Genomic DNA, 23,531 nt, shown 5'->3' with positions numbered 1-23,531 from the left:
TGATCAGGCGGCAAGCGCATTCGAGAAGAAGACAATCGGCTGCACATGCGGCTCGTTCGGAAACGGTTGCGACTGCGTCGGCGCCGCGGCATCCAGGCAATCGCGCAGGATGCGTTTGGCGCTGGGATGGCATTTGCCGCAGCAGGTGCCGATCTCCAGGTGCTCGCGCAGTTCCACCATGGTGGTCATGCCGGCATCGACTGCCTGGCGGATCTTGCGGTCGGAGACGTTGTTGCAGACGCAGACGATCATTTGATGTTTCCTTGCGGCGGCCAAAGCCAAAAAGGGTTCAGTTCAGGCGGTCAGGATCAGCTTGTTGAGCTGGGTCAGCCGCAGCCGGTAAATCCGGCCTTCATGGTCGATCTCGAGTTCACGCAGGTGCTGGAACAGGTCCTGGCTCCTGAGTCGGCGCACTGCTGGCGCAGGCGCCTGGTCCGGCTTCGATTGCGCCGATGCCGGCATTGCATCTTTCGGGGCTGTGTCACGCATGGCTGCCTTTGTAAATGCGAACAATTCGTATTTAGATTATTCCCGAAGACGGTAGTGATGGCAAGTGTTAATTTGTGCGTTGAACGAAACAGATAGATGGAAATGGTTACGATGGGGCTTTGTAAAACGGCAAGGCGGCGGGATGGATCGGGGAAAGCGGGCTGAAGTGGCGCAAACGGCCGGAAAGCAGCGTTGGTAGGGTGTAATACCCCGAAGGGGCATTACACCAGGGCCTCAACAAGGGGGAATCTGTACGCCCATCCTGATCCACCAAATGTGGTGGAAAGGATTTTAGCCAAGCCTGGCTGAATCTTTTTTGCCGAAACACGGTGGAATGGTTTGCGGCCGAATGCGGTGAAATGCCCCTTCGGGGTATTCCACCCTACTATATCCGGCTGTTAAAGCGGGGTTGGCGGCAGGGAGGAAGGCAGGCGGGGCCCGCCCGCCTAGCGTACTCAAGCGTGCGACAGCGCCTCGGCATTGCTGATGATGCCGCCGCCCAGGCAAATATCGCCCTGGTACAGCACGGCCGACTGGCCGGGCGTGACCGCCCACTGCGGCGCGTCGAATGCCAGGGCAAAGCCATCGTCGGCGCTGCGCTGGCGGCAGGCGACATCGGCCTGCCGGTAACGGGTCTTGGCCGACAGGGCTTCCGTCCCGGGAGCCGCGCCGGCCACCCAGCTTACCTGCCCCGCATCCAGCGTGCCCGACAGCAGCCAGGGATGATCGTGCCCCTGCACCACGTACAGCGTGTTGCTTTCCACGTCCTTGCGCGCCACGTACCAGGCGTCATGGCTGCCGTCGTCATTGCGGTTGGATTTCATGCCGCCCAGGCCGATGCCCTTGCGCTGGCCCAGGGTATAGAAGCTCAGGCCGACATGCTCGCCGACCGTCTTGCCGTCCGGCGTCTTCATCGGGCCCGGCCGATAGGACAGATAGCGGTTCAGGAATTCCCGGAAAGGCCGTTCGCCGATGAAACAGATGCCGGTGGAATCCTTTTTCCTGGCATTGGGCAGTTGCAGCTGCTCGGCAATGCGGCGCACCTCGGTTTTGTGGATTTCTCCCAGCGGGAACAGGGTTTTCGAGAGCTGCGCCTGGTTCAGGCGGTGCAGGAAATAGCTCTGGTCCTTGCTGGCGTCGACTGCCTTGAGCAACTCGAAGTTGCCGGCAGCCGCCTGGCGCACGCGGGCATAGTGGCCGGTGGCGATCAGGTCGGCGCCCAGCTTCATTGCATAGTCGAGAAAGGCCTTGAACTTGATTTCGGCATTGCACAGCACGTCCGGATTGGGCGTGCGGCCGGCCTGGTATTCACGCAGGAATTCGGCGAACACCCGGTCCTTGTATTCGGCGGCGAAGTTGACTGCCTCGATGTCCACGCCGATCACGTCGGCCACGCTGACCGCGTCGATCCAGTCCTGGCGGGTCGAGCAGTATTCGGAATCGTCGTCGTCTTCCCAGTTTTTCATGAACAGGCCGATCACTTCATAGCCCTGTTCCTTCAGCATCCAGGCCGCGACGGAGGAATCCACGCCGCCCGACATGCCGATTACTACCTTTCTAGACATGCAATTCTCCAAGCACGCTGGCATGGGTATAAAGCAGCGACAGTGGCGCTCTCTTGCCAGCGAGATAATCGTCCACGCATTGCATCACCAGGTCGCTTCGGTGCCGGCTGCGGGTGGCCTGCATTTCGTCGTAGGTCATCCACACTGCGCGCAGGATGCCGGTGTCGAGCGGCGTGTCGTAATTGGCGCCGACCTCGCCGCTGAAGGTAAAGCGCAGGTAGGTCACTTCCGTATGGGTGCGCAACGACAGATACCGTGACATGTAGACGCCCACCAGGTGGGTGGGCGTGAATTCATGCGCCGTCTCTTCCATGGTTTCGCGGGCGACTGCCTGTTCCAGGCTTTCATTCGGATCCAGATGTCCGGCCGGCTGGTTAAAGCGCACGCCATCGCTGGTTTCTTCCTCGACCAGCAGGAACCGCCCGTCGCGCTCGATCACGGCTGCCACTGTCACTGAAGGTTTCCAGATATCACTCATAAGCTTCCTCTTAAGAGGGCGCCATTTTACAGCGGTCCCCATCCGAAGTTTGTGCGGCATGCGGCGTAGCAGCATTTTCTTACAACATTTATCAGGAATTCCCTCAAGAAAAGCTGAAGTGCAATTGCGGAACTAAAAAAAGAACGGTTGTTCCTTTTTTACAAAGCCGTGTAAGATCAGTGCCAAGAAAATAACCTGGAGGTAGGCATGAGGATAGGAATTCCGGCCGAAACAAGGCTGGGTGAGACCAGGGTGGCCGCCACCCCCGAGACCGTCAAGAAGCTGGTGGCGGCCAAACACGAGCTGGTGGTCCAGGCAGGCGCCGGCATCAGCTCCAGCATCACCGACGAGGCCTATGCCGCCGCCGGCGCGCAGGTCGGCAGCGCAGCCGATGCCTTCGGCGCCGACATGGTGCTCAAGGTGCGCGCCCCCAATCCCGAGGAACTCGGCCTGCTGCGCCCCGGCACCGTCGTCATCGGCATGCTCAACCCCTTCGACGCCGAGAACATCGCCGTCATGGCCCAGCGCGGCCTGTCGGCCTTCGCGCTCGAAGCCGCGCCCCGCATCACCCGCGCCCAATCCATGGACGTGCTGTCCTCCCAGGCCAACATCGCCGGCTACAAGGCCGTCATGCTCGCCGCCAACACCTACCAGCGCTTCATGCCCATGCTCATGACCGCCGCCGGCACCGTCAAGGCCGCCCGCGTGCTGATCATGGGCGTGGGCGTGGCCGGCCTGCAGGCCATCGCCACGGCCAAGCGCCTGGGCGCGGTCATCGAGGCTTCCGACGTGCGCCCGCCGGTCAAGGAACAGGTCGAGTCGCTCGGCGCGAAGTTCATCGACGTGCCTTTCCTCACCGATGAAGAACGCGAGATCGCCCAGGGTTCGGGCGGCTATGCCCGCCCGATGCCGGCCGACTGGATGCGCCGCCAGGCCGAGCTGGTGCACGAGCGCGCCAGGCAGGCCGACATCGTCATCACCACCGCGCTCATCCCCGGCCGCCGCGCGCCGGTGCTGATCGGCGAGGACACGGTACGGTCCATGAAGCCCGGCTCGGTCATCGTCGACATGGCGGTGGAGCAGGGCGGCAACTGCCCGCTGTCGGAACTGGGCAAAACGGTCACGAAGCACGGCGTGCACATCATCGGCGAGCCCAACCTGGCCACGCTGGTGGCGGCCGACGCCTCGGCGCTGTATGCGCGCAACGTGCTGGACTTTTTGAAGCTCATCGTCGACAAGGACGCCGGCCTGGCCATCGACCGGGAAGACGAGATCGTCGCGGCCACGCTGCTGTGCCATGGCGGCGACATCCTTCGCAAACAATAAGGCAGGAGACATCATGGAAGTCAGTCACACCATCATCAACCTCATCATCTTCGTGCTGGCCATCTACGTCGGCTACCACGTGGTCTGGACGGTCACGCCGGCGCTGCATACGCCGCTCATGGCCGTCACCAATGCGATCTCGGCCATCATCATCGTCGGCGCCATGCTGGCCGCCGGCCTGACCGAAGGCCGGCTTGGCCAGGTCATGGGCGTCTTGGCCGTGGCGCTGGCCGCGGTCAATGTGTTCGGCGGCTTCCTGGTGACCCAGCGCATGCTGGAGATGTTCAGGAAGAAGGAGCCCAAGGCGGTCAAGAGCGCCGAAGCGGCGCCGGCGCTGGCCAAGGAGGGCGCGAAATGATGAACATGGCCTTTGTATCGATGAACCTGGTGACGATGCTGTACCTGGTCGCCTCGGTGTGCTTCATCCAGGCGCTGAAGGGCCTGTCGCATCCGTCCACGGCGCGCCGCGGCAACACCTTCGGCATGACCGGCATGGCCATTGCCACGCTCACGACCATCATGCTGATGATCAAGCTGCAGCAGGAAGCCGCGGCCGGCAGCGGGCTGGGCATGTGGGGCGTGCTGGTGGGCGTGATCGCCGGCGGCGTGATCGGCGCCACCCTGGCCAGGCGGGTGGAAATGACCAAGATGCCCGAGCTGGTGGCGGCGATGCACTCGCTGATCGGCCTGGCGGCGGTGGCCATTGCGGTGGCGGCAGTCTCCGAGCCCTGGGCCTTCGGCATCTCGGCGCGCAATGCGCCGATCCCGATCGGCAACCGCATCGAGCTGTTCATCGGCACCTTCGTCGGCGCCATCACCTTCTCGGGCTCGGTGATTGCGTTCGGCAAGCTGGCCGGCAAGTACAAGTTCCGGCTGTTCCAGGGCGCGCCGGTGAGCTTTCCGGGGCAGCACATGGTCAACCTGGTGCTGGCGGTGCTGATGCTGGGCCTGGGCATCGTGTTCACGATGACGCAGGACTGGACGCCGTTCATCCTGATGACGGCGATCGCCTTCGTGCTGGGCGTGCTGATCATCATCCCGATCGGCGGCGCGGACATGCCGGTGGTGGTGTCGATGTTGAACAGCTATTCGGGCTGGGCGGCGGCCGGCATCGGCTTCTCGCTGAACAACTCGATGCTCATCATCGCCGGCTCGCTGGTGGGCTCCTCCGGCGCGATCCTGTCCTACATCATGTGCCGCGCGATGAACCGGTCGTTCTTCAACGTGATCCTGGGCGGCTTCGGCGGCGAGGCCGCGACCGCCGGCGGCGGCGCGCAGCAGCAGCGCAACGTGAAGTCGGGCTCGGCCGATGATGCGGCCTTCCTGATGGGCAATGCCGAGACGGTGATCATCGTGCCGGGCTATGGCCTGGCGGTGGCGCGGGCGCAGCATGCGCTGAAGGAGCTGACCGAGAAGCTCACCCACAAGGGCGTGACGGTGAAGTATGCGATCCACCCGGTGGCGGGGCGCATGCCGGGGCACATGAACGTGCTGCTGGCCGAGGCCGAGGTGCCGTACGACCAGGTGTTCGAGATGGAAGACATCAACAGCGAGTTCGGCCAGGCTGACGTGGTGCTGGTGCTGGGCGCCAACGACGTGGTGAACCCGGCGGCGAAGGACCCGAAGTCGCCGATCGCGGGCATGCCGATCCTGGAAGCGTACAAGGCCAAGACGGTGATCGTGAACAAGCGCTCGATGGCGGCGGGTTATGCGGGCCTGGACAACGAGCTGTTCTACATGGACAAGACCATGATGGTGTTTGGCGATGCGAAGAAGGTGATCGAGGACATGGTCAAGGCGGTGGAGTAGCAGCCTGCTTCAGACAGCAGCCTGCTTCAGATGGAAGAACGCCGGCCCGCAATAGGGGCCGGCGTTTTTGTTTGTTCGTAGGGTGCAATACCCCGAAGGGGCATTGCACCCTACGAATTCAACGGCAGCGCTGCCAGGTGAAGCATGTTTCTGTTCATTCTGACCGGTGAACTTCATGTGCGCGAGCCTGGCTGCGCGCCTGCGCCTCAGCAATTGCCTTTCTTGGCTTGTCCCGGCGGGCAGAAATTGCGTTCCGGCGTGTCATAGACTGGTCCGCAATTGCCTTTCTTGGCCTGGCCGGGCGGGCACTTCGGCGCCGGCGTGTCATGGAATACTGGCACTGGCACTACCGCGCAGCCGGCCAGCAGGGCGCTGGCGAGCAGCGCGGCGATTCCTGGTTTGTTCATGTCTGATTCCTGTTTTCTATGCAATGCGGCCGGCATCGCTGCCGGCCTTGATGATTGCTGACTCGAATGGGGCGCCGCGACCGGCGTTCCCTTACTGGGTCAGCGTGAAATTCACGCCGGCCTGGTTGCCCTGGCTGATGTCGACCACCGTCGATGCCGTCGTCTTGTAGCCGGTGGCGCTTGCCTGCACCGCATACTGGCCCACGCCCGGCTTGATGCCGGCCTGCGCGGCGAAGACCAGTGCCGTCGCGTTGTAGGGCGCATACTGCGGCGCTACCTTGGGCAGGTCGCTCAGCGTGTAGTTGCCGCTGGCATCGCTTGCCCTGTACTTGATGGTGATTTTCGAGCCGGCCGGCAGCGTCTGGCTCGCATACACATAGGCGGCATCGGTGCCGGGTGGCATGAAATTGACGGTGCCGCTGATCTTGCGTGCTTCCGGCGCAGCCAGCAGGCTGATCGGCGCTGCCTTGGTGCCGAGCATGGTGGTTGCGGTTGGGCTGGTGACGGGCACCGCGCCGACCACGGTGGTGGCCCGGTCCGATGCCGTGATCACCACGTCGTAGGCGCCGACCGGCAGGCGCGACAGATAGAAGTGGCCTTCGCTGTCCGGCGCCGTGCTGCTGATGATCTCGCCATTCTGCTGGGCCGACACATGCACGTCGGTCAGGCCTGCGCCGACATAGCCTTCCACGCCGTTGAGCAGCGTCGGAATGACTTTCACCACCGGCTTCAATGCATATTCGCCATTGCCGCGGGTGACGATGGATTTGCAGGCATCGAAGTCCAGCACCAGGTCGGCACGCTGGCCGGCCTCGATGTCGAATTCGTTGACCAGCTTGAGCCCGCTCTCCACCGCGCTGGGCGTGACCAGCGGGACTTCATTGGTCTGGCCGGTGGGAATCACGGAATTGGCCAGGCCATTGCCGCTGTTCTTGTTCAGCACCAGGCGCAGCTGCGAATAATGGCCCGCGGCCAGCGGCACCTGGCCCAGGGGCTGAAGCACGCCATTGGCCAGGGACAGCAGGTCGATCTTGCTTTTGGCCGGGTCTACCGCGATCTCGGTCCAGCCGTCGTCTTCCGTGCCCGCCGCGGCGCTCTTGTGCACCCGGACCTTGGTGACGGTGACAAATACCTTGTCGAAACCGCAGGAAGGCGCGTCGGTCAGCGATACACCCAGGGTACCCGCGGTCTGCGTCCCGCCGCCTCCGCCGCCACCGCCGCATCCGGCAAGCGCGGTCAGTGCACAAGCGCCAACTGCGGCGCGAACCACCCATTGTTGAGTCGATGCCATCCTGTCACCCCTATAAAAGTTCTGTGCGGCAACTTTAACGGGTATTGGAGTTTATTTGGAGCAATGTTTCAACTCGAAACAAACTAATGTTGTTTTTGAGTAATAGGCGATGAACCTGCCAGGAATGCGACTGTCGTCTAGCGCCGGCCGAACATCATCTGCCCGGCTAGCAGCTGCTTGAGTGGGCGCACGGTATCGATCAGCCCCAGCGACAGGCCCAGCAGGGCCTGGGTATAGGCGCCATCCGGCGCGCTGGCGAAGATGCGGGCCATGGTGTCGGTGACGCGAATGGTCAGGTCGCGGTCGCCACGGCGCTGCATCGCGTAGTGCTGCAGCGTCAGCGGCGTGGCATCCACGGCCAGCATGCGCGCCAGCACGGCGGCGTCGCGCAGGCCCAGGTTCAGGCCCTGGCCGGCAACCGGGTGCAGGGTCTGGGCCGCATTGCCGATGGCGACCATGCGGGCGCTCTGCGCGGTGCCGGCGTTCAGGCCGAGCGGATAGCTGATGCGCGGCGAGGCGGTGAGGAAGCGGCCCAGCCGCTGGCCGAAGGCCTGCTGCAGTTGCGCCAGGAAGGCGGCGTCGGGGAGGGCGGCGACCTGGCCGGCGCGTGCCGGCCGCAGGCACCACACCAGCGCATAGCCGTCGTCCTGCGGCAGCAGGGCCAGCGGCCCCTCGCCGGTGAACCGTTCGAAGGCGCGTGCCGCCAGCGGACGGTCGACCGTGACATGGGCAATCACCGCTGTCTGGTTGTAATCGCGGCTGATCGGCTTGCCGGGCTGGTCGGCGAACAGGCCGCCTTCCGCCTGCACCATCACCTGCGCCTCCAGGCTGGCGCCGTTGCCCAGCGTGAGCGTGATGCCGTCAGCCTGCTCGGTGCGGGAGGCGATCTGCATCGGCCGCACCACGGTTACGCCAGCCTGCGCCAAGGCTGATGCCAGCGCCTGCACCAGCGTGCCGTAGCGGCTTACGTAGCCCAGTTCCGGCAGGTCGAATTCGTCGGCGGCAATCAGGGTGCGGCCGAAGTGGCCGCGGCGCGATACATGAATTTCCCGGATCGGCGTGACGGCGGCCGGCCAGGCGCGGATTTCCTCCAGCAGCTGGCGGCTGCCCCAGGACAGCGCCAGCGAGCGCGGGTCCTGGGTTGCCTGCTCCAGCCCACGGGCGTCGATCAGCGCGATGCGGCCCGGCTCGGCGCCATGGCGCACCAGCATCGCGGCCAGCGCCATGCCGACTGGGCCGGCGCCGCCGATGGCGATGTCATAGCTGCGCTCCACGATGTCAGCCGCGCATCACGGCTTCGATCCCGGCCACGGTCTTGGGCGCTTCTGCCGTGATGATGTCGCAGCCGCCAGGCGTGACCACCGCGTCGTCCTCGATGCGGATGCCGATGTGCCAGTACTGCTCCGGCACGCCTTCGGCCGGCCGCACATAGATGCCCGGCTCCACCGTCAGCGCCATGCCGGCCTGCAGCGTGCGCCATGGCCGCTCGCCGCCGGCCGGCGCGGCGTCGCGGTATTCGCCGACGTCATGCACGTCCATGCCCAGCCAGTGGCCGGTGCGGTGCATGTAGAACTGGCGGAAGTCGCCGTTGGCGATCACGTCGTCCAGGGTGCCGACCTTGTCGCGGTCGAGCAGGCCGGTGTCCAGCATGCCCTGGGCGAGGATCTTCACCGCCGCGTCGTGGCCGTCGGTAAAGCGCTTGCCGGGGCGGATCTCGGCGATCGCCGCCGCCTGCGCCGCCAGCACGATCTCGTACAGGGTTTTCTGCGGGCCGCTGAACTTGCCATTGGCCGGGTAGGTGCGGGTGATGTCGGAGGCGTAACCGTCGAGCTCGCAGCCGGCGTCGATCAGCACCAGGTCGCCATCCTGCAGCACCGCGTCGCCGGCGCGGTAGTGCAGCACGCAGGCATTGGCGCCGGTGGCGACGATGGACGTATAGGCCGGGAATTGCGAGCCGTTGCGACGGAACTCGTGCAGCAGTTCGGCCTCGATCTGGTATTCATGCAGGCCGGGTTTCGACATGCGCATCGCGCGCTCGTGCGCGGCCGACGAGATCAGCGCGGCGCGGCGCATGATGGCGATCTCGCCGGCATCCTTGACCAGCCGCATCTCGTCCAGCATCTGATGCACGTCGAAGGCGGCGGCCGGCGCGGTGACGCCGGCGCGCACCTGGGCGCGCACCGCCTGCAGCCAGCCCTGCACCTGGGCGTCGAGCCTGGCATTGCTGCCCAGCGCGTAGAAGATCGCCGGCGCATTGGCCATCAGCTGCGGCACTTCGGCGTCCAGCGCCGAGACCGGATGGGCGGCGTCGAAGCCGAACTGCTCGCGCGCGGCGTTGGGGCCGTAGCGGTAGCCGTCCCAGATTTCCCGCTCCATGTTCTTTTCGCGGCAGAACAGGATGGACTGGCCGCCGGCCGCGCCCGCCACCAGCACCAGCACCGCCTCCGGCTCGGTAAAGCCGGTCAGATAATAGAAGTAGCTGTCATGCCGGTAGGGAAAGTCGGCATCGTTGTTGCGCAGCGCCTCGGGCGCGGTCGGGATGATGGCGATGCCGCCACCGCGGGCCTGCATCTGTTCGATCAGTCTGGCGCGGCGGGCTGCGTAAGCTGCTGTCATGGGCGGTTTCCTTGGTAGGGGGCATTCAGTTGGGCCAGGCGTTCGGGGGTGCCGACATCGAGCCAGTCGCCGCGGTAGACTTCGCCGCCGACCTGGCCGCGCGCCGCGTATTCCCGCAGCAGCGGCGCCAGCTTCGCGCTGTCGCCGGGCGTGATGGCGTCGAACATCTGCGGCCGGTAGACGCCGATGCCGGAAAAGGTATGGCGCTCCTGGCCTTCGTTGGCGATCGAAAAGCTGTTCAGCGCAAAGTCGCCGGCCGGGTTGTGGGACGGGTTCTTCACGAGATAAAGCCAGGCCACGTCGCGCTGGTCCAGCGGCAGCGGGTTGCCCCAGACATCATTGTCGACCAGCGCGTCGGCGGCCTGCGAGAAGTCGAAATGCGGCGCCCAGATGTCGGCCGCCAGCGCGACAAAGGGTGCTTCGCCCAGCAGTTCGCGGGCGCGGGCGATGCCGCCGGCGGTTTCCAGCGCGGTGCCTTCGGCCGAATAGGCGATCGATGCGCCGTAGCGGCTGCCGTCGCCCAACGCTTCCTCGATCATGTGGCCGAGGTGGGCATGGTTGACCACGATCTCGGTGATGCCGGCGCGCACCAGGTTGAGCACATGCCAGACGATCAGTGGCCGGCCGCGCACCTTCAGCAGCGGCTTGGGGCAGCTGTCGGTCAGGGGCCGCATGCGTTCGCCGCGGCCGGCGGCGAGAATCATTGCTTTCATTGCGGTCTCAGAAGGTAAAGCCGACGCCGGAGTCGGTGTTTTCCAGCACGTCGAGGATGCGGATCAGCGGCGCCAGTTCGCGGTAGCGGCCGGCGGTCTTCCGGGTGTATTCCATCACCAGCGGCATGTCGTCGAGATAGGCGGCCTTGCCGTCGCGGTGGTACAGCCGCGCGAAGATGCCCAGCACCTTCAGGTGGCGCTGCAGTCCCATGAATTCGAAGTCGCGGTAGAAGCTGTCGATGTCGGGCGCCACCGGCAGGCCGGCGCGGCGCGCCCGTTCCCAGTAGCGTATCGCCCAGTCCAGCACCATTTCCTCGTCCCACTGGATGTAGGCATCGCGCAGCAGCGACACCAGGTCGTAGGTGATCGGGCCGTAGACCGCGTCCTGGAAGTCGAGGATGCCGGGATTGCCGCTGTCCATCACCATCAGGTTGCGGGAATGGTAATCGCGGTGCACATAGACCTGCGGCTGGGCCAGGTTGTTGGCCAGCAGCGCGTCGAACACCTTCTGCAGCGCGGCCTGCTGCTTGTCGTCCAGCGTCACGCCGCGGTGCTTTGCGATATACCATTCCGGGAACAGGTTCAGCTCGCGCAGCAGCAGCGCGCGGTCATATTCGGGCAGCACCTCGGGCTGGCTCTGCGCCTGCAGCAGCACCAGCGCGTCGATCGCATCGAGATAGAGCTTGTGGGCGGTGTCGCTGTTCAACAGCTTCAGGTAGGTGGTGGCGCCGAGGTCGGTCAGCAGCAGGAAGCCGCGTTCGGCATCCTGGGCCAGCACCTTGGGCACCGACACGCCGGTCTTGCCGAAGACCTCGGCCACATGGATGAAGGGCTTCACGTCTTCCTGCGGCGGCGGCGCGTCCATCAAAATGTAGGTGTCGCCGTCGGCGCCGTCGACGCGGAAGTAGCGGCGGAAGCTGGCGTCGGCCGACGCCGGGCGCAGGGTGTCGCAGCGCAGCGCGGGCGCGGTCAGCGTCGCCAGCCACTGGCTGGCCTGTTCCAGGCGCGGATCGTTAGGGAATTGCTCGGGCATGATGCGGTATCGGATAGGGTCTGAAAGTGGTCCGGGGGCGGCCCGGCGTGATCTGGGAGCCGTCCGGCAAAGCGGGCGGACTGCGGAGTTCTCATATAATAAGGGATTCAACCTAAAAAATCCGCCTCCTTTATGGTGTTGCAATTCCCCTGTTCATGACTCGCCGCCAACGCTATTTCCGCACTCTACCCGCGGTGCGTGCGCTGACGCTGGCCGTGCTCGCCTCGCTGCCCGCGCTGGCCGCCGCCCAGGCCAGGTACCAGCGCCCCGTGGACGATCCGAACGCACCCACCACCCTGGGGGCCGAGCGCCTGACCGGCCGGCCTGACCGCGAGATCACGCTGGAGCGCGACGCCGAAGTCACTCGCGGCGGCACCACGCTCAACGCCGACCGCGCCGACTACGACATCGTCGACGACCGGGTCAAGGCCAGCGGCAACGTCCGGCTGAAGCGCTTCAAGGACCGCTTCACCGGCGACGACCTGGACCTGAAGCTCGATACCGGCGAAGGCTATATCGACAATCCGACCTATCACCTGGAAATGCGCAATGCCCAGGGCACGGCCGACCGCATCGACTTCGTGTCGGACGACCAGGCGGTGGTGCACAACGGCACCTACAGCACCTGCGAGGCGCCGGACCAGGACTGGTACCTGTCGTCGCGCACCATCAATCTCGACAGCGGGCGCGACATCGGCACGGCCGAGCGGGCGGTGCTGTACTTCAAGGGCGTGCCGCTGCTGGCCTCGCCCTACATGAGCTTTCCGCTGTCGGACCAGCGCAAGACCGGCTTTTTGCCGCCCACATTCGGCACCAGCAACCGCAACGGCATTGAAGCCTCGACGCCTTACTACATCAACATCGCGCCCAACCGCGACCTGACGCTGTACCCGCGCATGATTTCACAGCGCGGCCTGCAGCTCGGCGCCCATGCGCGCTACCTGGGCGACGGCTACTCCGGGCAGACCCGCGTCGAAGGCCTGATGAACGACAGCCAGACCGGCCAGAGCCGCGGCGCGCTGACCATGCTGCACAACCAGAGGCTGGCGCCGTCGCTGTCGTTCAATGCCAATGTGAACATGGCATCGGACGACCAGTATCCGAATGATTTCCCGCACAGCATCACCAACAGCCGGCAGCGGCTGCTGGCACGCGACCTCAGCCTGAACTATGCCCAGCCCTATTGGAACATGATCGCCCGCACGTCGAGCTACCAGGTGCTGCAGGACCCGCTGGCGCCGATCGGCCTGCCGTATGACCGGCTGCCGCAGATTAGCCTCAACGCCGCCCGCCAGGAACTGGGTGGCTTCGACGTCAGCCTGAAGTCGGACTTCACCCGCTTCTATCATCCGACCCTGGTGCGGGGCGACCGCTCGGTGATCAATCCGCGGGTTTCCTACCCGATCCTGGCGCCCGGCTACTTCATTACGCCGAGCCTGTCGATGCATGCGACCAGCTACAACCTGACCAATCAGGCGGCGGACCAGCCCAACACCCTGACCCGCACGCTGCCCACCTTTTCGCTCGACAGCGGCCTGGTGTTCGAGCGCGATGCGAGCTTTCTGGGCAGGCCCGCCACGCAAACCCTGGAGCCGCGGCTGTTCTATACCTACACGCCGTACAGGGACCAGAGCAAGTTTCCGATCTTTGACACCGCGCTGGCCGAGTTCAGCTTCGCGCAGATCTTCAGCGAAAACCGCTATGTCGGCAACGACCGCATCACCGATTCCAACCAGCTGACCGCGGCCGTGGTGTCGCGCTTCATCGAGGAGGATGGCGTCGAGCGGCTGCGCGTGGCCCTGGGCCAGCGCTTCTACTTCAACCAGCAGCAGGTGGCCGGCAACGCCAGCAATGCCGAAAACAAGTCCGACCTGCTGGCCGCGATGTCCGGCCAGGTGACGCCGACCCTGCTGCTGGATGCCGGCGTCCAGTACAGCCAGAGCCAGCGCAAGACCAATGCATCCAGCCTGGGCGTGCGCTGGCTGCCGGGGCCCCAGCAGGTGTTCAACCTGCAATACAAGCGCGATGTGCCGACCGCGGTCGACCTGCTGAACGTCTCCACCCAGTGGCCGATCACGCGCCGCTTCTATGGCGTGGGGCGCGTGAACTACTCGCTGGAGGAAAGGAAGGTTTCCGAAAGCCTGTTCGGCGTGGAATACAAGGCCGACTGCTGGATCTTCCGGGTCGTGGCGCAGCGCACGCCGACGGCGACCAATGTCGCGACTTCCTCGCTGTTTTTCCAGCTTGAACTGAACGGCCTGTCCAGCCTGGGCTCCAATCCCTACAGGGCACTGCGCAACAACATCCCCGGTTACAACCGCCTCTCCGAATCGGAGCCCTGAACGCAGGGCAGCACTCTCATGAATCAAGGCACTATGAAAACCGATATGACTTCCCGTTCTCTCCTCACGTCGCTTCGCCTCAAGCGCATCATGCCGGCGCTGCTGTGCGCCTTGCTGGCTGCGCCTCCGTCCGGGGCGCAAACCCTCAAGGCGCCCGGCGCAGGCGCTGGTCCGCGCCTGGGCGGCGGCACGCCGGCCTCCCCGGCGCCCGCCGCCCAGCTGCCGTCGGCGACCGCGCCGGCTTCGGCTTCGACCTCCGCTTCCCAGCGGGTACGCCCGATCGACGCCATCGTCGCTGTCGTCAACAGCGAAGTCATCACCGCCCAGGAACTGGAATCGCGGATGCAGACCGTCGAGGCACGCCTGCGCAGCCAGGGCGGCACCGTGCCGCCGCGCGCCCAGTTCCAGCAGCAGCTATTGGAACGCATGATCGTCGACCGCGCGCAGTTGCAGCTGGCCAAGGAAAACGGCCTGCGGGTCGACGACACGCTGCTCGACGCGGCCGTGGCCCGCATCGCCGAGCAGAACAATGTGACCCTGGCCGAGATGCGGCGCAAGGTCGAAAGCGACGGTGTGAGCTTTGCCCGCTTCCGTGAAGACATCCGCAATGAAATCCTGCTGCAGCGCCTGCGCGAGCGCGAAGTCGACAGCAAGGTGCAGATCACCGAGTCCGAGATCGACAATTTCCTGGCCTCGGGCGGCGGCGGCGCGGCGCAGGCCGCGCAACCTGAAATCAACCTGGCGCAGATTCTGGTGCGCATCCCCGAAAACGCCAGCGCCGAGCAGATCGCCCAGCGCCGCGCGCGCGCCGAGGAAGCCCTGAAGCAGTTGCGCACCGGCGCCGACTTCGCCCAGATAGCCGCCGCCTATTCCGACGCCACCGATGCATTGAAGGGCGGCGACATGGGATGGCGCACGCCGGACCGCCTGCCGCAGCTGTTCGTCGATGCGGTGGCCGAGCGGCGCGACAACGAACTGGTCGTGGTCAAGAGCGCCAATGGCTTTCATATCCTGCGCGTGCTCGGTCGCCGCACCGCCACGCCGGCCAAGGCCGGCGCCTCGGTGCCGGCCGTTACCCAGACCCGTGCCCGCCACATCCTGATCAAGGTGAACCAGGTGGTGCCGGCCAACGAAGCCCGGCGCAAGCTGGTGGAACTCAAGGAGCGGCTGGACAACAAGGCCGCCACCTTCCCCGAACTGGCGCGGCTGTATTCCAATGACGGCTCTGCTTCCAAGGGCGGCGACCTGGGCTGGCTGTATCCGGGCGACACCGTGCCGGAGTTCGAGCGCGCGATGAATGCGCTGCAGCCAGGCCAGATCAGCGAGCCGATCGAATCGCCATTCGGCTTCCACCTGATTCAGGTGATCGAGCGCAAGACCGACGATGTCACGCAGGAGCGCCAGCGCATGATGGCGCGCCAGGCGCTGCGCGAGCGCAAGATCGAGGAGGCGACCGAGGAATGGCTGCGCCAGCTGCGCGACCGCACTTACGTCGAATACCGCTCCGAGGAGCTCGGCGCGGCTGCCGGCGCAACCGGCGCAACCCGGTGAGCGCGATGCCCCGCCCGGGCGTCTTGCCTGCGATCGCCATCACCACCGGCGAGCCGGCCGGCATTGGCCCCGAGATCGCGATCCGCGCGGCCTGGGAGCTGCGCCATGAAGTGCGCAGCGTGCTGATCGGCGATTCCGCCTTCCTGGCCATGACCGCCGCCGCGATCGATCCGGACATCAGCCTGGTGGCGCTGTCGCAGATGGCGGTCAACAACAATGGCCTGCCGGCTTTCCCGGCCGGACGCCTTGCCGTGATCGACTGCACGCTGGCGGCGCATGTGCGGCCCGGCGAACTCGACGCCAACAACGGCCGCTATGTGCTGGAAACCCTGGACGTGGCGATAAACGGCGCCATGCGCGGCTGGCTGGCGGCCATCGTCACCGCACCGCTGCAGAAGAGCACGATCAACGACGCCGGCGTTGCCTTCACCGGCCATACCGAATACCTGGCCGAAAGAACCGGCACGCCGCAGGTCGTGATGATGCTGGCCACCGACGCCACGCCCACGCCGCTGCGGGTGGCGCTGGCCACCACCCATCTGGCGCTGAAGGATGTGCCGGCCGCGATCACCGCCGGCAGCCTGGCGCGCACGATCGACATCATCGATGCCGACCTGCGCGGCAAGTTCGGCATTGCCGCGCCGCGCATCCTGGTCACGGGCCTGAATCCGCATGCCGGCGAGAATGGCTATCTGGGGCGCGAGGAGATCGAGGTGATCACGCCAGCCCTGGAAGCGGCCCGCGCGCGCGGCATCGATGCACAGGGACCGTATCCGGCCGACACCCTGTTCCAGGCCAAGTACCTGGAGCATGCCGACTGCGTGCTGGCGATGTACCACGACCAGGGCCTGCCGGTTCTCAAGCACGCCAGCTTTGGCCGCGGCGTCAACATCACCCTGGGCCTGCCCATCATCCGCACCTCGGTCGACCACGGCACCGCGCTCGACCTGGCGGCGCAGGGCCTGGGCCGCGCCGACCATGGCAGCATGGTCGAAGCCATCCGCACCGCGGCCCGCATGGCCGCCGCACAAGACAGCAAGGCGCAATGAAACACATACCCCGCAAACGTTTCGGCCAGAACTTCCTGACCGACCAGGCCGTGCTGCACGACATCATCCGCGTCATCGCGCCGCAGGCAGACGATGTGATGGTGGAGATCGGGCCCGGCCTGGCCGCGATGACGCGGCTGCTGCTGGAACAGCTGCACGAGCTGCACGTAGTGGAGCTTGACCGCGACCTGGTACAGCGCCTGAACAAGACCTTCGACCCGAAGCGCCTGCATGTGCATGCAGGCGACGCCCTGCAATTCGATTTCGCCACGCTGGCCCCAGCGGAGGGCAAGCTGCGGGTGGTGGGCAACCTGCCGTACAACATCTCCAGCCCGCTGCTGTTTCATCTTTCCGAGATCGCGCACCGGGTGCAGGACCAGCATTTCATGCTGCAGAAGGAGGTGGTGGAGCGCATGGTGGCGCAGCCCGGCAGCAAGACCTATGGCAGGTTGTCGGTGATGCTGCAGTGGCGCTACCACATGGAATTGCTGTTCATCGTCCCGCCCACCGCCTTCGACCCGCCGCCGCAGGTCGACTCGGCCATCGTGCGCATGATTCCGCTGGCGCAGCCGCTGGCCTGCGATGCGGCGCGGCTGGAGGAAGTGGTGCAGAAGGCTTTTTCACAACGCCGCAAGACCTTGCGCAACTGCCTGGCGGGGATGTTCAGCGAAGCCGACCTGGTGGCGGTGGGGATTGATCCGCAGGCGCGGGCGGAGACGGTGGGGGTGGAGGGGTATGTGGCGCTGGCCAATCTGCGGCCAGGGGGCGTGAGCGGGTGACACCGGGCTGCCGGCATATAGGGGGTAGTGTTGGTTGGCGACTAAGGTCTTTAAAGGCGACTGCTGACTTGGCAGTTGCCGTTGCAGTGAAGTCCCGTTGAGCGCGCCGTGACGGCGATGCCCGGAGCGGGAAAAGGTGCGGCGTCTGTCTGAGCGAAGCGCAGCGCAGCGAGTTTAGCCGCGCCCCGCTTCAGGCGTCGTCGGCACGGGGACCCCGCGCAGCGGGGCGCGATCATCGGGGCCGCCTTTTTTGCCCCTCTTTTTTGGCGAAGCAAAAAAGAGGGTCGCCTGCCGGGGCGAACACCCGGCCTGGGCATGACGACAGTGCAGTGGCATTGTTTCACCCGGCGTAAAGGCATCACGGCGAAGCAGCAGTTGCTTTTGACGTTCGCAGTTCGCAGTTTGCTTAGAAACGTCAAAGACAACGACGACAGTGCTGCCCGTGCCTTGCCGGTTGACGCAAGGCGATTGCACTGCCGTGGAGACAAGCCGGGAGTCCGTCCCGGCGGCCGGGTTACTTTTTTGCTCCGCCAAAAAAGTAACCAAAAAAGGCGGCCCCGGTGATCGCGCCCCGCTGCGCGGGGTTCCCGTGGCAGCGGTACCCGGAGCGGGGCGCGGCTAAACTCGCTACGCTGCGCTTCGCTCAGACAGACGCCGCACCTTATCCGCTCCGGGCACCGCTGACACGGCGCGCTCAACGGGATTTCACTGCAACGGCAACTTCAAACACAACGGCAACGGCAACGGCAACGGCAACGGCAACGGCAACGGCAACGGCAACGGCAACCGCAACCGCAACCGCAACCGCAACCGCAACCGCAACCGCAATTGCCGCTACGCGTGACTGCAAATGCAACGGCAGCCGCTTCTGTAGAGTGCAATACCCGAAGGGCATTGCACCGCGTTCGCGAACCTGAATCGCCTTGTCGGCCAACTTCCTCGATCGACCATTCGTGCAATGCCCCTGCGGGGTATTGCACCTTACGGCTGGCGGGTTTGTCTATGTTCCGGACGTGGCCGGCGTGGCGCGTTCAGCGCAGCGCCAACTGGGCGGCGGCCGCGCTTGCAGCGGCCATCAGATCCACCCGAACCACCCCAGCAGCCCCCCTGCGGCCAGCAGCCACAGCAAATGCACCCGCGTCTTCCACACCACCACCGCGGTGACCGCCGTCAGCAGCCATAGCGGCCAGTCCCGGGCCAGGTCGCCGTGGGCGCGGCTCATCAGCCAGCCGGTTGCCAGAATCAGCCCGACCACCACCGGCGCCATGCCCTGCTTGAAGGCGCGCACCGCCCGCAGGTCGCGGTTGTTGTGGCCCCAGCGCGAGGCGACGTAGGTCAGGGTGGTGCTGGGCAGCAGGATGCCGGTCATCGTGATGGCCATGCCCATCAGCGCATTGAGCAGGCTGCCGCTGTTGACACCCACCTGCCAGCCCATCAGCGCAATGAACAGCACGTTCGGGCCGGGCGCGGCCTGGGCCAGGGTGATGGCGGCGGTGAACTGGGATTCGCTCATCCAGTGCTGCTGGTCCACCAGGTAACGGTGCATGTCAGGCGCGGTGGTGATGGCGCCGCCCACCGCCAGCAGCGACAGCGACAGGTAATGCACGAACAGGTCGAGCCAGTCCGCCGGATGCATCTGCAACAGCGCGCTCATGGACGGATCTTCCGCCAGGTCAGCACGCAGGCCAGCGTGCCCAGGCCCGCCAGCACATACAGCAGCGGCCACTGCAGCAGCGCCACCGCGCCGAAGCAGAGGGCGGCCAGCAGCAGGCAGGCCGGCTTGCCCAGCGGATGGCGGTTCAGCGCGCTGATCAGCTTGATGCCGGTCGCAATGATCAGGCCGGCCGCCACCGCGCCCATGCCGCGCAGCGCGCCGGCAACCTGGGCATTGTCGGCAAAATGGCTGTACGCCAGCGCCATGCACAGCACCACCACCAGCGGAAAGGTCAGCATGCCGGCCAGCGCGGTCAGGGCGCCCGGCAGGCCGAAGTAGCGGCTGCCTATCATCATCGACAGGTTCACCACGTTGGGGCCGGGCATGATCTGCGCCACCGCCCAGTCCTCGATGAATTCCTCGCGGGTCAGCCAGCGCTTGCGCTCCACCAGCTCATGCTGCACCACCGCCAGCACGCCGCCGAAGCCTTGCAGGGCCAGCAGGGAAAAGGATATGAAAAGGTCGGACAGCGAGCGTGGCTGGGGATGGTCCTGAGAAGGGGGCAAATTCATGAGGCGTATCGGTGAGCGGCTTGACTGAGGGCCGCCCGGGGCCACCGGACGGCCTGGTATCCTAACATTTCACAAGGGCCGCTGACCACAGGCAAACTGCGCTCCCCCCGGTTTGGGTTAATCTGGCGCTTTCCTTCCGACCAGGTAAGCCTTGCCATGAAGTTCATCAAACCCCTGCTGTGCGCCTTCCTGCTGTGCCATGCCGCCGCCCATGCCGAACAGGTCGGTGAGGTCAGCACCGTGTTCAAGTTCATCGGCCCCAACCACAAGATCGTGGTCGAGGCCTATGACGACCCGAAGGTGGGCGGCGTGGTCTGCTATCTGTCGCGCGCCAAGACCGGCGGCATCAGCGGCGCCATCGGCATCGCCGAGGACAAGGCCGATGCCTCGGTGGCCTGCCGCCAGGTCGGCGAGATCCGCTTCAACGGCACCCTGCCGAAACAGGAGGAAGTCTTCAGCGAGCGGGCGTCGATCCTGTTCAAGCGGGTGCAGGTGGTGCGCATGGTCGACGTCAAGCGCAATGCGCTGGTCTATCTGGTCTACTCCGACCGGCTGATCGAAGGCAGCCCGCAAAACAGCGTAACCGCAGTGCCGCTGCCGGCCGGCCAGCCGATCCCGCTGGCGAAGTGACAGTGAAGTCACAGCCGGGCCCGCATCTTGCAAACCCATCCCTGTCCGGTCCGGCGCGGCTAGGGCAGGGCTGGCTTGCCGCCGCAGTCGCTGCATGATTGACAGGCAGCCGTTACAAGCCCGGCAGTTCTTACAGGCGATCCGCCTCCGCAGGAGCGGGCGCCGCCCAACAACTGGAGAGCCTTCATGCTAGTGATTCGTCATGTCTCATGGATCGCGGCCATCGTGCTGCTGGCCGGCTGCGAACAGGCCACGCTGCCGCTCAAGGCCGGCACCGGCCCGGAACCGACGCTTCCGCCGCCCAACCACACGCTGCTGCCGACCGTGCATATCGCGCCGGCCAAGGGCTGGCCCGATGGCGGCAAGCCCTTGGCCGCGGCCGGGATGATGGTCACCGCCTATGCCAGCGGACTTGACCATCCGCGCTGGCTGTACACGCTGCCCAATGGCGATGTGCTGGTGGCCGAGACCAATGCGCCGCCCAAGCCGGAGGACAGCAAGGGCATCAAGGGCAAGATCATGAAGATGGTGATGAAGCGGGCCGGCGCCGGCACGCCCAGCGCCAACCGCATCACGCTGCTGCGCGATGCCGACGGCGATGGCGTGGCCGAGGTCAAGACCGTGTTTCTGGAAGGCCTCAATTCCCCGTTCGGCATGAGCCTGGTCGGCAATACGCTGTATGTCGCCAACACCGACGCCATCATGCGCTTTCCCTACAAGGCCGGCGACACCCGCATCAGCGAGGCCGGCGTCAAGGTGGCCGACCTGCCGGCCGGGCCGCTGAACCATCACTGGACCAAGAACGTGATCGCCAGCCGCGACGGCAAGAAGCTGTATGCCACGTCCGGCTCCAACAGCAATGTGGCCGAGAACGGCATGGAAGCCGAGGAAAACCGGGCGGCCATATTGGAAATCGATCCCGCCAGCGGCAAGACCAGGCTGTTCGCCTCGGGCCTGCGCAATCCGAACGGCATGGCATGGCAGCCGCAGACCGGCGCGCTGTGGACCGTGGTCAACGAGCGCGACGAGATCGGCAGCGACCTGGTGCCCGACTACCTGACGTCGGTGAAGGAGGGCGGCTTCTATGGCTGGCCCTACAGTTACTACGGCCAGACCGTCGATGCCCGCGTCAAGCCGCAGCGGCCGGACCTGGTGTCCAAGGCGATCAAGCCCGACTATGCGCTGGGGCCGCACACGGCCTCGCTGGGCCTGATGTTCTACCAGGGCGACCTGCTGCCCAAGCGCTACCAGAACGGCGCCTTCATTGGCCAGCACGGCTCGTGGAACCGCAAGCCGCGCAGCGGCTACAAGGTGATCTTCGTGCCGTTCGACAAGGGCATGCCGGCCGGCGAGCCGGAGGACATCCTGACCGGGTTCGTCAACGACGACGGCGATGCGCTGGGCCGCCCGGTCGGCGTGGCCAGCGACAAGTCCGGCGCGCTGCTGGTGGCCGACGACGTCGGCAATGTGATCTGGCGGGTGGCGCCGGCGAAGTGACGGCGAAGTAGTGCGCTAATCAGCCGCCGCTGGCGCGCCAGGTGCCGTTGTGGACGCTGGCGCGGCCTTCGGCCAGGAGCTTTTCCAGGTGCGCCAGCAGCGAGCGCTCGGCCATCGCCAGGCGCTCGGCCGGCACGTCGTCATACACCCGCGGCAGCAGGGCCTGCGCGGTGGCGGCGCCGGCCTCGCGCAATGCCCGCAGCACCTTGTCTTCCCGGGTCTGGCGATGCGCGAGCAGCCGCCGCACCGCCCGGTGCGGCTGGTCGATCAGGAAGCCATGGCCGGGTGCCAGCCATTCCAGGTCTTCTTCCAGCAGCGAGCGCAGCGAGGCGAAATAGGCCTGCATGTTGCCATCCGGCGGATTGATCACCACGGTCGAGCCCTGCATGATGTGGTCGCCGGTGAACAGCATCCTTTCCTCTTCCAGCAGGTAGCACAGGTGGTTGGACGCATGGCCCGGCGTATGCACCACCCGTAGCGTGGCGCCGCCGATCCTGATGCGCTCGCCATGCGCCGGCACCCGGTCCGGCGTGAAGGCCTGGTCCTGGCGCGCATGCGGCGGCGCCGGCATGCCCAGCACCTCGGCGCCGGTGGCTTCCTTCAGGCGGCGCGCGCCCGGCGAATGGTCGAGATGGGTATGGGTGGTAAGGATCAGCCGCAGCGCCGCGCCGCTCTCGCGCAGCAGCGCCTCGATATGGGCGGCGTCGTCCGGGCCGGGGTCGATCACGGCCAGCGCACCGGCATCGCCGACCAGGTAGCTGTTGGTGCCGGGGCCGGTCATGTAGCCGGGATTGGGCGCGGTCAGGCGCAGCACCCGCTCCGACAGGCGCACCGGCTTGCCCGGCACGATCTCGGACCAGGTCTGGCCTTCGCCGAAGGGGTCGAGCTTGCCGACCTCGGCATAGGCGCGGTCGCCCGGCAGCAGCATGCGGCGGCCCTTGCTGCCGGTGGACACCCGCGGCATCAGCGCCGGCACTGCCTGCTGCGCATGGGCATGGGCCAGCATCGCCTCCACGCTGCCGAAGCCCGACAGCGCCTTCAGGGTCTGGATGGTGGCAAACACCATTTCCATCTCGCCGCGCTGCTGCCTGGCCAGCGCATCCTCTGGCCGCAGCCAGGCATGGGCGATGGTCTCGACCTGGTCGGCCACGGCGATCTGCTCGGCCGGCGCCGCTGCCAGGAAGAAGCGGGTGTCGAAGCGGCGCGGCAGGCCGGGCGGCGTGATCCAGTGGCTGAAGTAACGCAGCGACGACAGTGCGGGGAACAGCCCGCGCTCGCGGCACAGCGTGATGAAATCCAGTTCGCCGGCCGCCGCGCGCGCGCGCAGCGCGACCAGTTCTGCGGCGCCGGGCGTATTGCCGGCAAGGTCGGCGGCCAGCAGCAGGCCGGATTCCTCGAAGCATTCGCGCACCGCCGCCACCCAGTAGGCCAGGCCGCCGTTTTCCATGCCGAGGATGCGGCTGGCCGCATCGTCGTCGAGGCCGGCGCCTTGCGACCACCACGGGTCGTGGTCGGCCGGGTCCACCGCGCCGCCCGGAAACACATAGGCGCCGGCCACGAAGTTGGCCTTCAGCGTGCGTTGCATCATGAAAATCTCGGGACCTTGGTCGCCGTCGCGGGCGAGGATCAGCGTCGCCGCCGGGCGGGGAATCAGCAGGGTGGGGGTCATGCGCTAGGCCTGGAAGGAATCGGGTGGCGACGATTGTAAAACAGCATGGCGAATTTCACCG

23 protein-coding genes are annotated in these 23,531 nt (G+C 65.9%); 9 read left to right on the top strand and 14 right to left on the bottom strand.

Translation table 11 applies throughout. The features are described 5' to 3' along the window. Positions 1-3: 3 nt before the first annotated feature. The 4 genes from KTQ42_RS13220 to KTQ42_RS13205 form a co-directional block, all read right to left on the bottom strand. A complete protein-coding gene (locus KTQ42_RS13220) occupies positions 4-252 on the bottom strand; it encodes a (2Fe-2S)-binding protein (protein ID WP_217345915.1) in 249 nt (82 codons plus the stop codon). Between the two features lie 42 nt (positions 253-294). Next, the gene (locus KTQ42_RS13215) at positions 295-462 is read right to left on the bottom strand and encodes a hemin uptake protein HemP (protein ID WP_228527337.1); all 168 of its coding nucleotides are present in this window, start codon (positions 460-462) and stop codon (positions 295-297) included. 482 nt (positions 463-944) lie between these two features. Continuing rightward, a complete protein-coding gene (mnmA, locus tag KTQ42_RS13210; protein ID WP_217345914.1) occupies positions 945-2,054 on the bottom strand; it encodes a tRNA 2-thiouridine(34) synthase MnmA in 1,110 nt (369 codons plus the stop codon). After that, the gene (locus KTQ42_RS13205; RefSeq protein WP_217345913.1) at positions 2,047-2,532 is read right to left on the bottom strand and encodes an NUDIX hydrolase; all 486 of its coding nucleotides are present in this window, start codon (positions 2,530-2,532) and stop codon (positions 2,047-2,049) included. Before KTQ42_RS13205 ends, mnmA begins: the two co-directional genes overlap by 8 nt. A gap of 207 nt (positions 2,533-2,739) precedes the next feature. Between KTQ42_RS13205 and KTQ42_RS13200 the strand changes: the two genes are divergently transcribed. Genes KTQ42_RS13200 through KTQ42_RS13190 form a run of 3 tightly spaced genes read left to right on the top strand, consistent with a single transcriptional unit; the run spans position 2,740 to position 5,667 of the window. Continuing rightward, positions 2,740-3,858, top strand: coding sequence for a Re/Si-specific NAD(P)(+) transhydrogenase subunit alpha (locus tag KTQ42_RS13200; RefSeq protein ID WP_217345912.1), 1,119 nt, complete (start codon positions 2,740-2,742; stop codon positions 3,856-3,858). A 13-nt stretch (positions 3,859-3,871) separates the two neighbouring features. Continuing rightward, positions 3,872-4,216 carry an NAD(P) transhydrogenase subunit alpha gene (locus tag KTQ42_RS13195; protein WP_217345911.1) on the top strand — a complete coding sequence of 115 codons (345 nt, stop codon included), beginning with the start codon at positions 3,872-3,874 and terminating at the stop codon, positions 4,214-4,216. Next, on the top strand, positions 4,213-5,667 hold the full coding sequence (locus KTQ42_RS13190) for an NAD(P)(+) transhydrogenase (Re/Si-specific) subunit beta (RefSeq protein WP_217345910.1): 1,455 nt from the start codon (positions 4,213-4,215) through the stop codon (positions 5,665-5,667). Before KTQ42_RS13195 ends, KTQ42_RS13190 begins: the two co-directional genes overlap by 4 nt. Before the next feature lie 206 nt (positions 5,668-5,873). Here the strand turns inward: KTQ42_RS13190 and KTQ42_RS13185 are convergent, their stop codons facing one another. From KTQ42_RS13185 to KTQ42_RS13160, 6 genes are all read right to left on the bottom strand, one after another. Then, positions 5,874-6,074: a hypothetical protein gene (locus KTQ42_RS13185; protein WP_217345909.1), complete on the bottom strand. Its 201-nt coding sequence runs from the start codon at positions 6,072-6,074 to the stop codon at positions 5,874-5,876. A 91-nt stretch (positions 6,075-6,165) separates the two neighbouring features. After that, positions 6,166-7,365 carry a DUF4382 domain-containing protein gene (locus tag KTQ42_RS13180; RefSeq protein ID WP_217345908.1) on the bottom strand — a complete coding sequence of 400 codons (1,200 nt, stop codon included), beginning with the start codon at positions 7,363-7,365 and terminating at the stop codon, positions 6,166-6,168. A 137-nt stretch (positions 7,366-7,502) separates the two neighbouring features. After that, positions 7,503-8,639, bottom strand: coding sequence for a UbiH/UbiF/VisC/COQ6 family ubiquinone biosynthesis hydroxylase (locus KTQ42_RS13175; RefSeq protein ID WP_217345907.1), 1,137 nt, complete (start codon positions 8,637-8,639; stop codon positions 7,503-7,505). Positions 8,640-8,643: 4 nt separating this feature from the next. Further along, complete coding sequence (locus KTQ42_RS13170; RefSeq protein ID WP_217345906.1) at positions 8,644-9,981, bottom strand: aminopeptidase P N-terminal domain-containing protein; 1,338 nt, start codon at positions 9,979-9,981, stop codon at positions 8,644-8,646. After that, positions 9,978-10,694 carry an N-acetylmuramate alpha-1-phosphate uridylyltransferase MurU gene (murU, locus tag KTQ42_RS13165; protein ID WP_217345905.1) on the bottom strand — a complete coding sequence of 239 codons (717 nt, stop codon included), beginning with the start codon at positions 10,692-10,694 and terminating at the stop codon, positions 9,978-9,980. Before murU ends, KTQ42_RS13170 begins: the two co-directional genes overlap by 4 nt. A 7-nt stretch (positions 10,695-10,701) precedes the next feature. Next, positions 10,702-11,727 carry a phosphotransferase gene (locus tag KTQ42_RS13160; protein ID WP_217345904.1) on the bottom strand — a complete coding sequence of 342 codons (1,026 nt, stop codon included), beginning with the start codon at positions 11,725-11,727 and terminating at the stop codon, positions 10,702-10,704. Between the two features lie 155 nt (positions 11,728-11,882). Here KTQ42_RS13160 and KTQ42_RS13155 point away from each other — a divergent pair, with 155 nt between their 5' ends. From KTQ42_RS13155 to rsmA, 4 genes are read left to right on the top strand one after another with little or no spacing between them, the layout of a single operon-like run. Then, positions 11,883-14,069, top strand: coding sequence for an LPS-assembly protein LptD (locus tag KTQ42_RS13155; protein WP_217345903.1), 2,187 nt, complete (start codon positions 11,883-11,885; stop codon positions 14,067-14,069). 45 nt (positions 14,070-14,114) lie between these two features. Further along, entirely contained in the window at positions 14,115-15,620 is a 1,506-nt protein-coding gene (locus KTQ42_RS13150) for a peptidylprolyl isomerase (protein WP_249222749.1), read from the top strand. Between the two features lie 5 nt (positions 15,621-15,625). Beyond that, positions 15,626-16,669, top strand: coding sequence for a 4-hydroxythreonine-4-phosphate dehydrogenase PdxA (gene pdxA, locus KTQ42_RS13145; protein WP_217346953.1), 1,044 nt, complete (start codon positions 15,626-15,628; stop codon positions 16,667-16,669). Further along, on the top strand, positions 16,666-17,448 hold the full coding sequence (gene rsmA, locus KTQ42_RS13140; RefSeq protein ID WP_217345902.1) for a 16S rRNA (adenine(1518)-N(6)/adenine(1519)-N(6))-dimethyltransferase RsmA: 783 nt from the start codon (positions 16,666-16,668) through the stop codon (positions 17,446-17,448). Before pdxA ends, rsmA begins: the two co-directional genes overlap by 4 nt. Before the next feature lie 694 nt (positions 17,449-18,142). Here the strand turns inward: rsmA and KTQ42_RS13135 are convergent. The 3 genes from KTQ42_RS13135 to KTQ42_RS13125 all read right to left on the bottom strand — a co-directional run bounded on the left by KTQ42_RS13135 (position 18,143) and on the right by KTQ42_RS13125 (position 19,674). Continuing rightward, positions 18,143-18,382, bottom strand: a complete 240-nt coding sequence (locus KTQ42_RS13135) for a hypothetical protein (RefSeq protein WP_217345901.1) — start codon at positions 18,380-18,382, stop codon at positions 18,143-18,145. Between the two features lie 141 nt (positions 18,383-18,523). Beyond that, entirely contained in the window at positions 18,524-19,102 is a 579-nt protein-coding gene (locus KTQ42_RS13130; protein WP_217345900.1) for a chromate transporter, read from the bottom strand. Further along, positions 19,099-19,674: a chromate transporter gene (locus KTQ42_RS13125; protein WP_217345899.1), complete on the bottom strand. Its 576-nt coding sequence runs from the start codon at positions 19,672-19,674 to the stop codon at positions 19,099-19,101. Before KTQ42_RS13125 ends, KTQ42_RS13130 begins: the two co-directional genes overlap by 4 nt. 156 nt (positions 19,675-19,830) lie before the next feature. Here KTQ42_RS13125 and KTQ42_RS13120 point away from each other — a divergent pair, with 156 nt between their 5' ends. Both KTQ42_RS13120 and KTQ42_RS13115 read left to right on the top strand, forming a co-directional pair. Continuing rightward, a complete protein-coding gene (locus KTQ42_RS13120; RefSeq protein WP_217345898.1) occupies positions 19,831-20,304 on the top strand; it encodes a CreA family protein in 474 nt (157 codons plus the stop codon). Positions 20,305-20,490: 186 nt separating this feature from the next. Then, a complete protein-coding gene (locus KTQ42_RS13115) occupies positions 20,491-21,801 on the top strand; it encodes a sorbosone dehydrogenase family protein (protein ID WP_217345897.1) in 1,311 nt (436 codons plus the stop codon). 19 nt (positions 21,802-21,820) lie between these two features. Here the strand turns inward: KTQ42_RS13115 and KTQ42_RS13110 are convergent, their stop codons facing one another. Further along, on the bottom strand, positions 21,821-23,470 hold the full coding sequence (locus KTQ42_RS13110) for an MBL fold metallo-hydrolase (RefSeq protein WP_217345896.1): 1,650 nt from the start codon (positions 23,468-23,470) through the stop codon (positions 21,821-21,823). Positions 23,471-23,531 lie beyond the last annotated feature (61 nt).

It is taken from the genome of Noviherbaspirillum sp. L7-7A, assembly GCF_019052805.1.
GTDB lineage: Bacteria > Pseudomonadota > Gammaproteobacteria > Burkholderiales > Burkholderiaceae_D > Noviherbaspirillum_A.
Note: the sequence above shows the minus strand (reverse complement) of the source record. Positions and strands in the feature narration are given on the sequence as shown.

Bases quoted from the DNA above. Each gene is read 5' to 3' on its own strand.
- KTQ42_RS13220 (WP_217345915.1), bottom strand. From the start codon at position 252: ATGATCGTCTGCGTCTGCAACAACGTCTCCGACCGCAAGATCCGCCAG.
- KTQ42_RS13215 (WP_228527337.1), bottom strand. From the start codon at position 462: ATGCCGGCATCGGCGCAATCGAAGCCGGACCAGGCGCCTGCGCCAGCA.
- mnmA (WP_217345914.1), bottom strand. From the start codon at position 2,054: ATGTCTAGAAAGGTAGTAATCGGCATGTCGGGCGGCGTGGATTCCTCC.
- KTQ42_RS13205 (WP_217345913.1), bottom strand. From the start codon at position 2,532: ATGAGTGATATCTGGAAACCTTCAGTGACAGTGGCAGCCGTGATCGAG.
- KTQ42_RS13200 (WP_217345912.1), top strand. From the start codon at position 2,740: ATGAGGATAGGAATTCCGGCCGAAACAAGGCTGGGTGAGACCAGGGTG.
- KTQ42_RS13195 (WP_217345911.1), top strand. From the start codon at position 3,872: ATGGAAGTCAGTCACACCATCATCAACCTCATCATCTTCGTGCTGGCC.
- KTQ42_RS13190 (WP_217345910.1), top strand. From the start codon at position 4,213: ATGATGAACATGGCCTTTGTATCGATGAACCTGGTGACGATGCTGTAC.
- KTQ42_RS13185 (WP_217345909.1), bottom strand. From the start codon at position 6,074: ATGAACAAACCAGGAATCGCCGCGCTGCTCGCCAGCGCCCTGCTGGCC.
- KTQ42_RS13180 (WP_217345908.1), bottom strand. From the start codon at position 7,365: ATGGCATCGACTCAACAATGGGTGGTTCGCGCCGCAGTTGGCGCTTGT.
- KTQ42_RS13170 (WP_217345906.1), bottom strand. From the start codon at position 9,981: ATGACAGCAGCTTACGCAGCCCGCCGCGCCAGACTGATCGAACAGATG.
- murU (WP_217345905.1), bottom strand. From the start codon at position 10,694: ATGAAAGCAATGATTCTCGCCGCCGGCCGCGGCGAACGCATGCGGCCC.
- KTQ42_RS13160 (WP_217345904.1), bottom strand. From the start codon at position 11,727: ATGCCCGAGCAATTCCCTAACGATCCGCGCCTGGAACAGGCCAGCCAG.
- KTQ42_RS13155 (WP_217345903.1), top strand. From the start codon at position 11,883: ATGACTCGCCGCCAACGCTATTTCCGCACTCTACCCGCGGTGCGTGCG.
- KTQ42_RS13150 (WP_249222749.1), top strand. From the start codon at position 14,115: ATGACTTCCCGTTCTCTCCTCACGTCGCTTCGCCTCAAGCGCATCATG.
- pdxA (WP_217346953.1), top strand. From the start codon at position 15,626: ATGCCCCGCCCGGGCGTCTTGCCTGCGATCGCCATCACCACCGGCGAG.
- rsmA (WP_217345902.1), top strand. From the start codon at position 16,666: ATGAAACACATACCCCGCAAACGTTTCGGCCAGAACTTCCTGACCGAC.
- KTQ42_RS13130 (WP_217345900.1), bottom strand. From the start codon at position 19,102: ATGAGCGCGCTGTTGCAGATGCATCCGGCGGACTGGCTCGACCTGTTC.
- KTQ42_RS13125 (WP_217345899.1), bottom strand. From the start codon at position 19,674: ATGAATTTGCCCCCTTCTCAGGACCATCCCCAGCCACGCTCGCTGTCC.
- KTQ42_RS13120 (WP_217345898.1), top strand. From the start codon at position 19,831: ATGAAGTTCATCAAACCCCTGCTGTGCGCCTTCCTGCTGTGCCATGCC.
- KTQ42_RS13115 (WP_217345897.1), top strand. From the start codon at position 20,491: ATGCTAGTGATTCGTCATGTCTCATGGATCGCGGCCATCGTGCTGCTG.
- KTQ42_RS13110 (WP_217345896.1), bottom strand. From the start codon at position 23,470: ATGACCCCCACCCTGCTGATTCCCCGCCCGGCGGCGACGCTGATCCTC.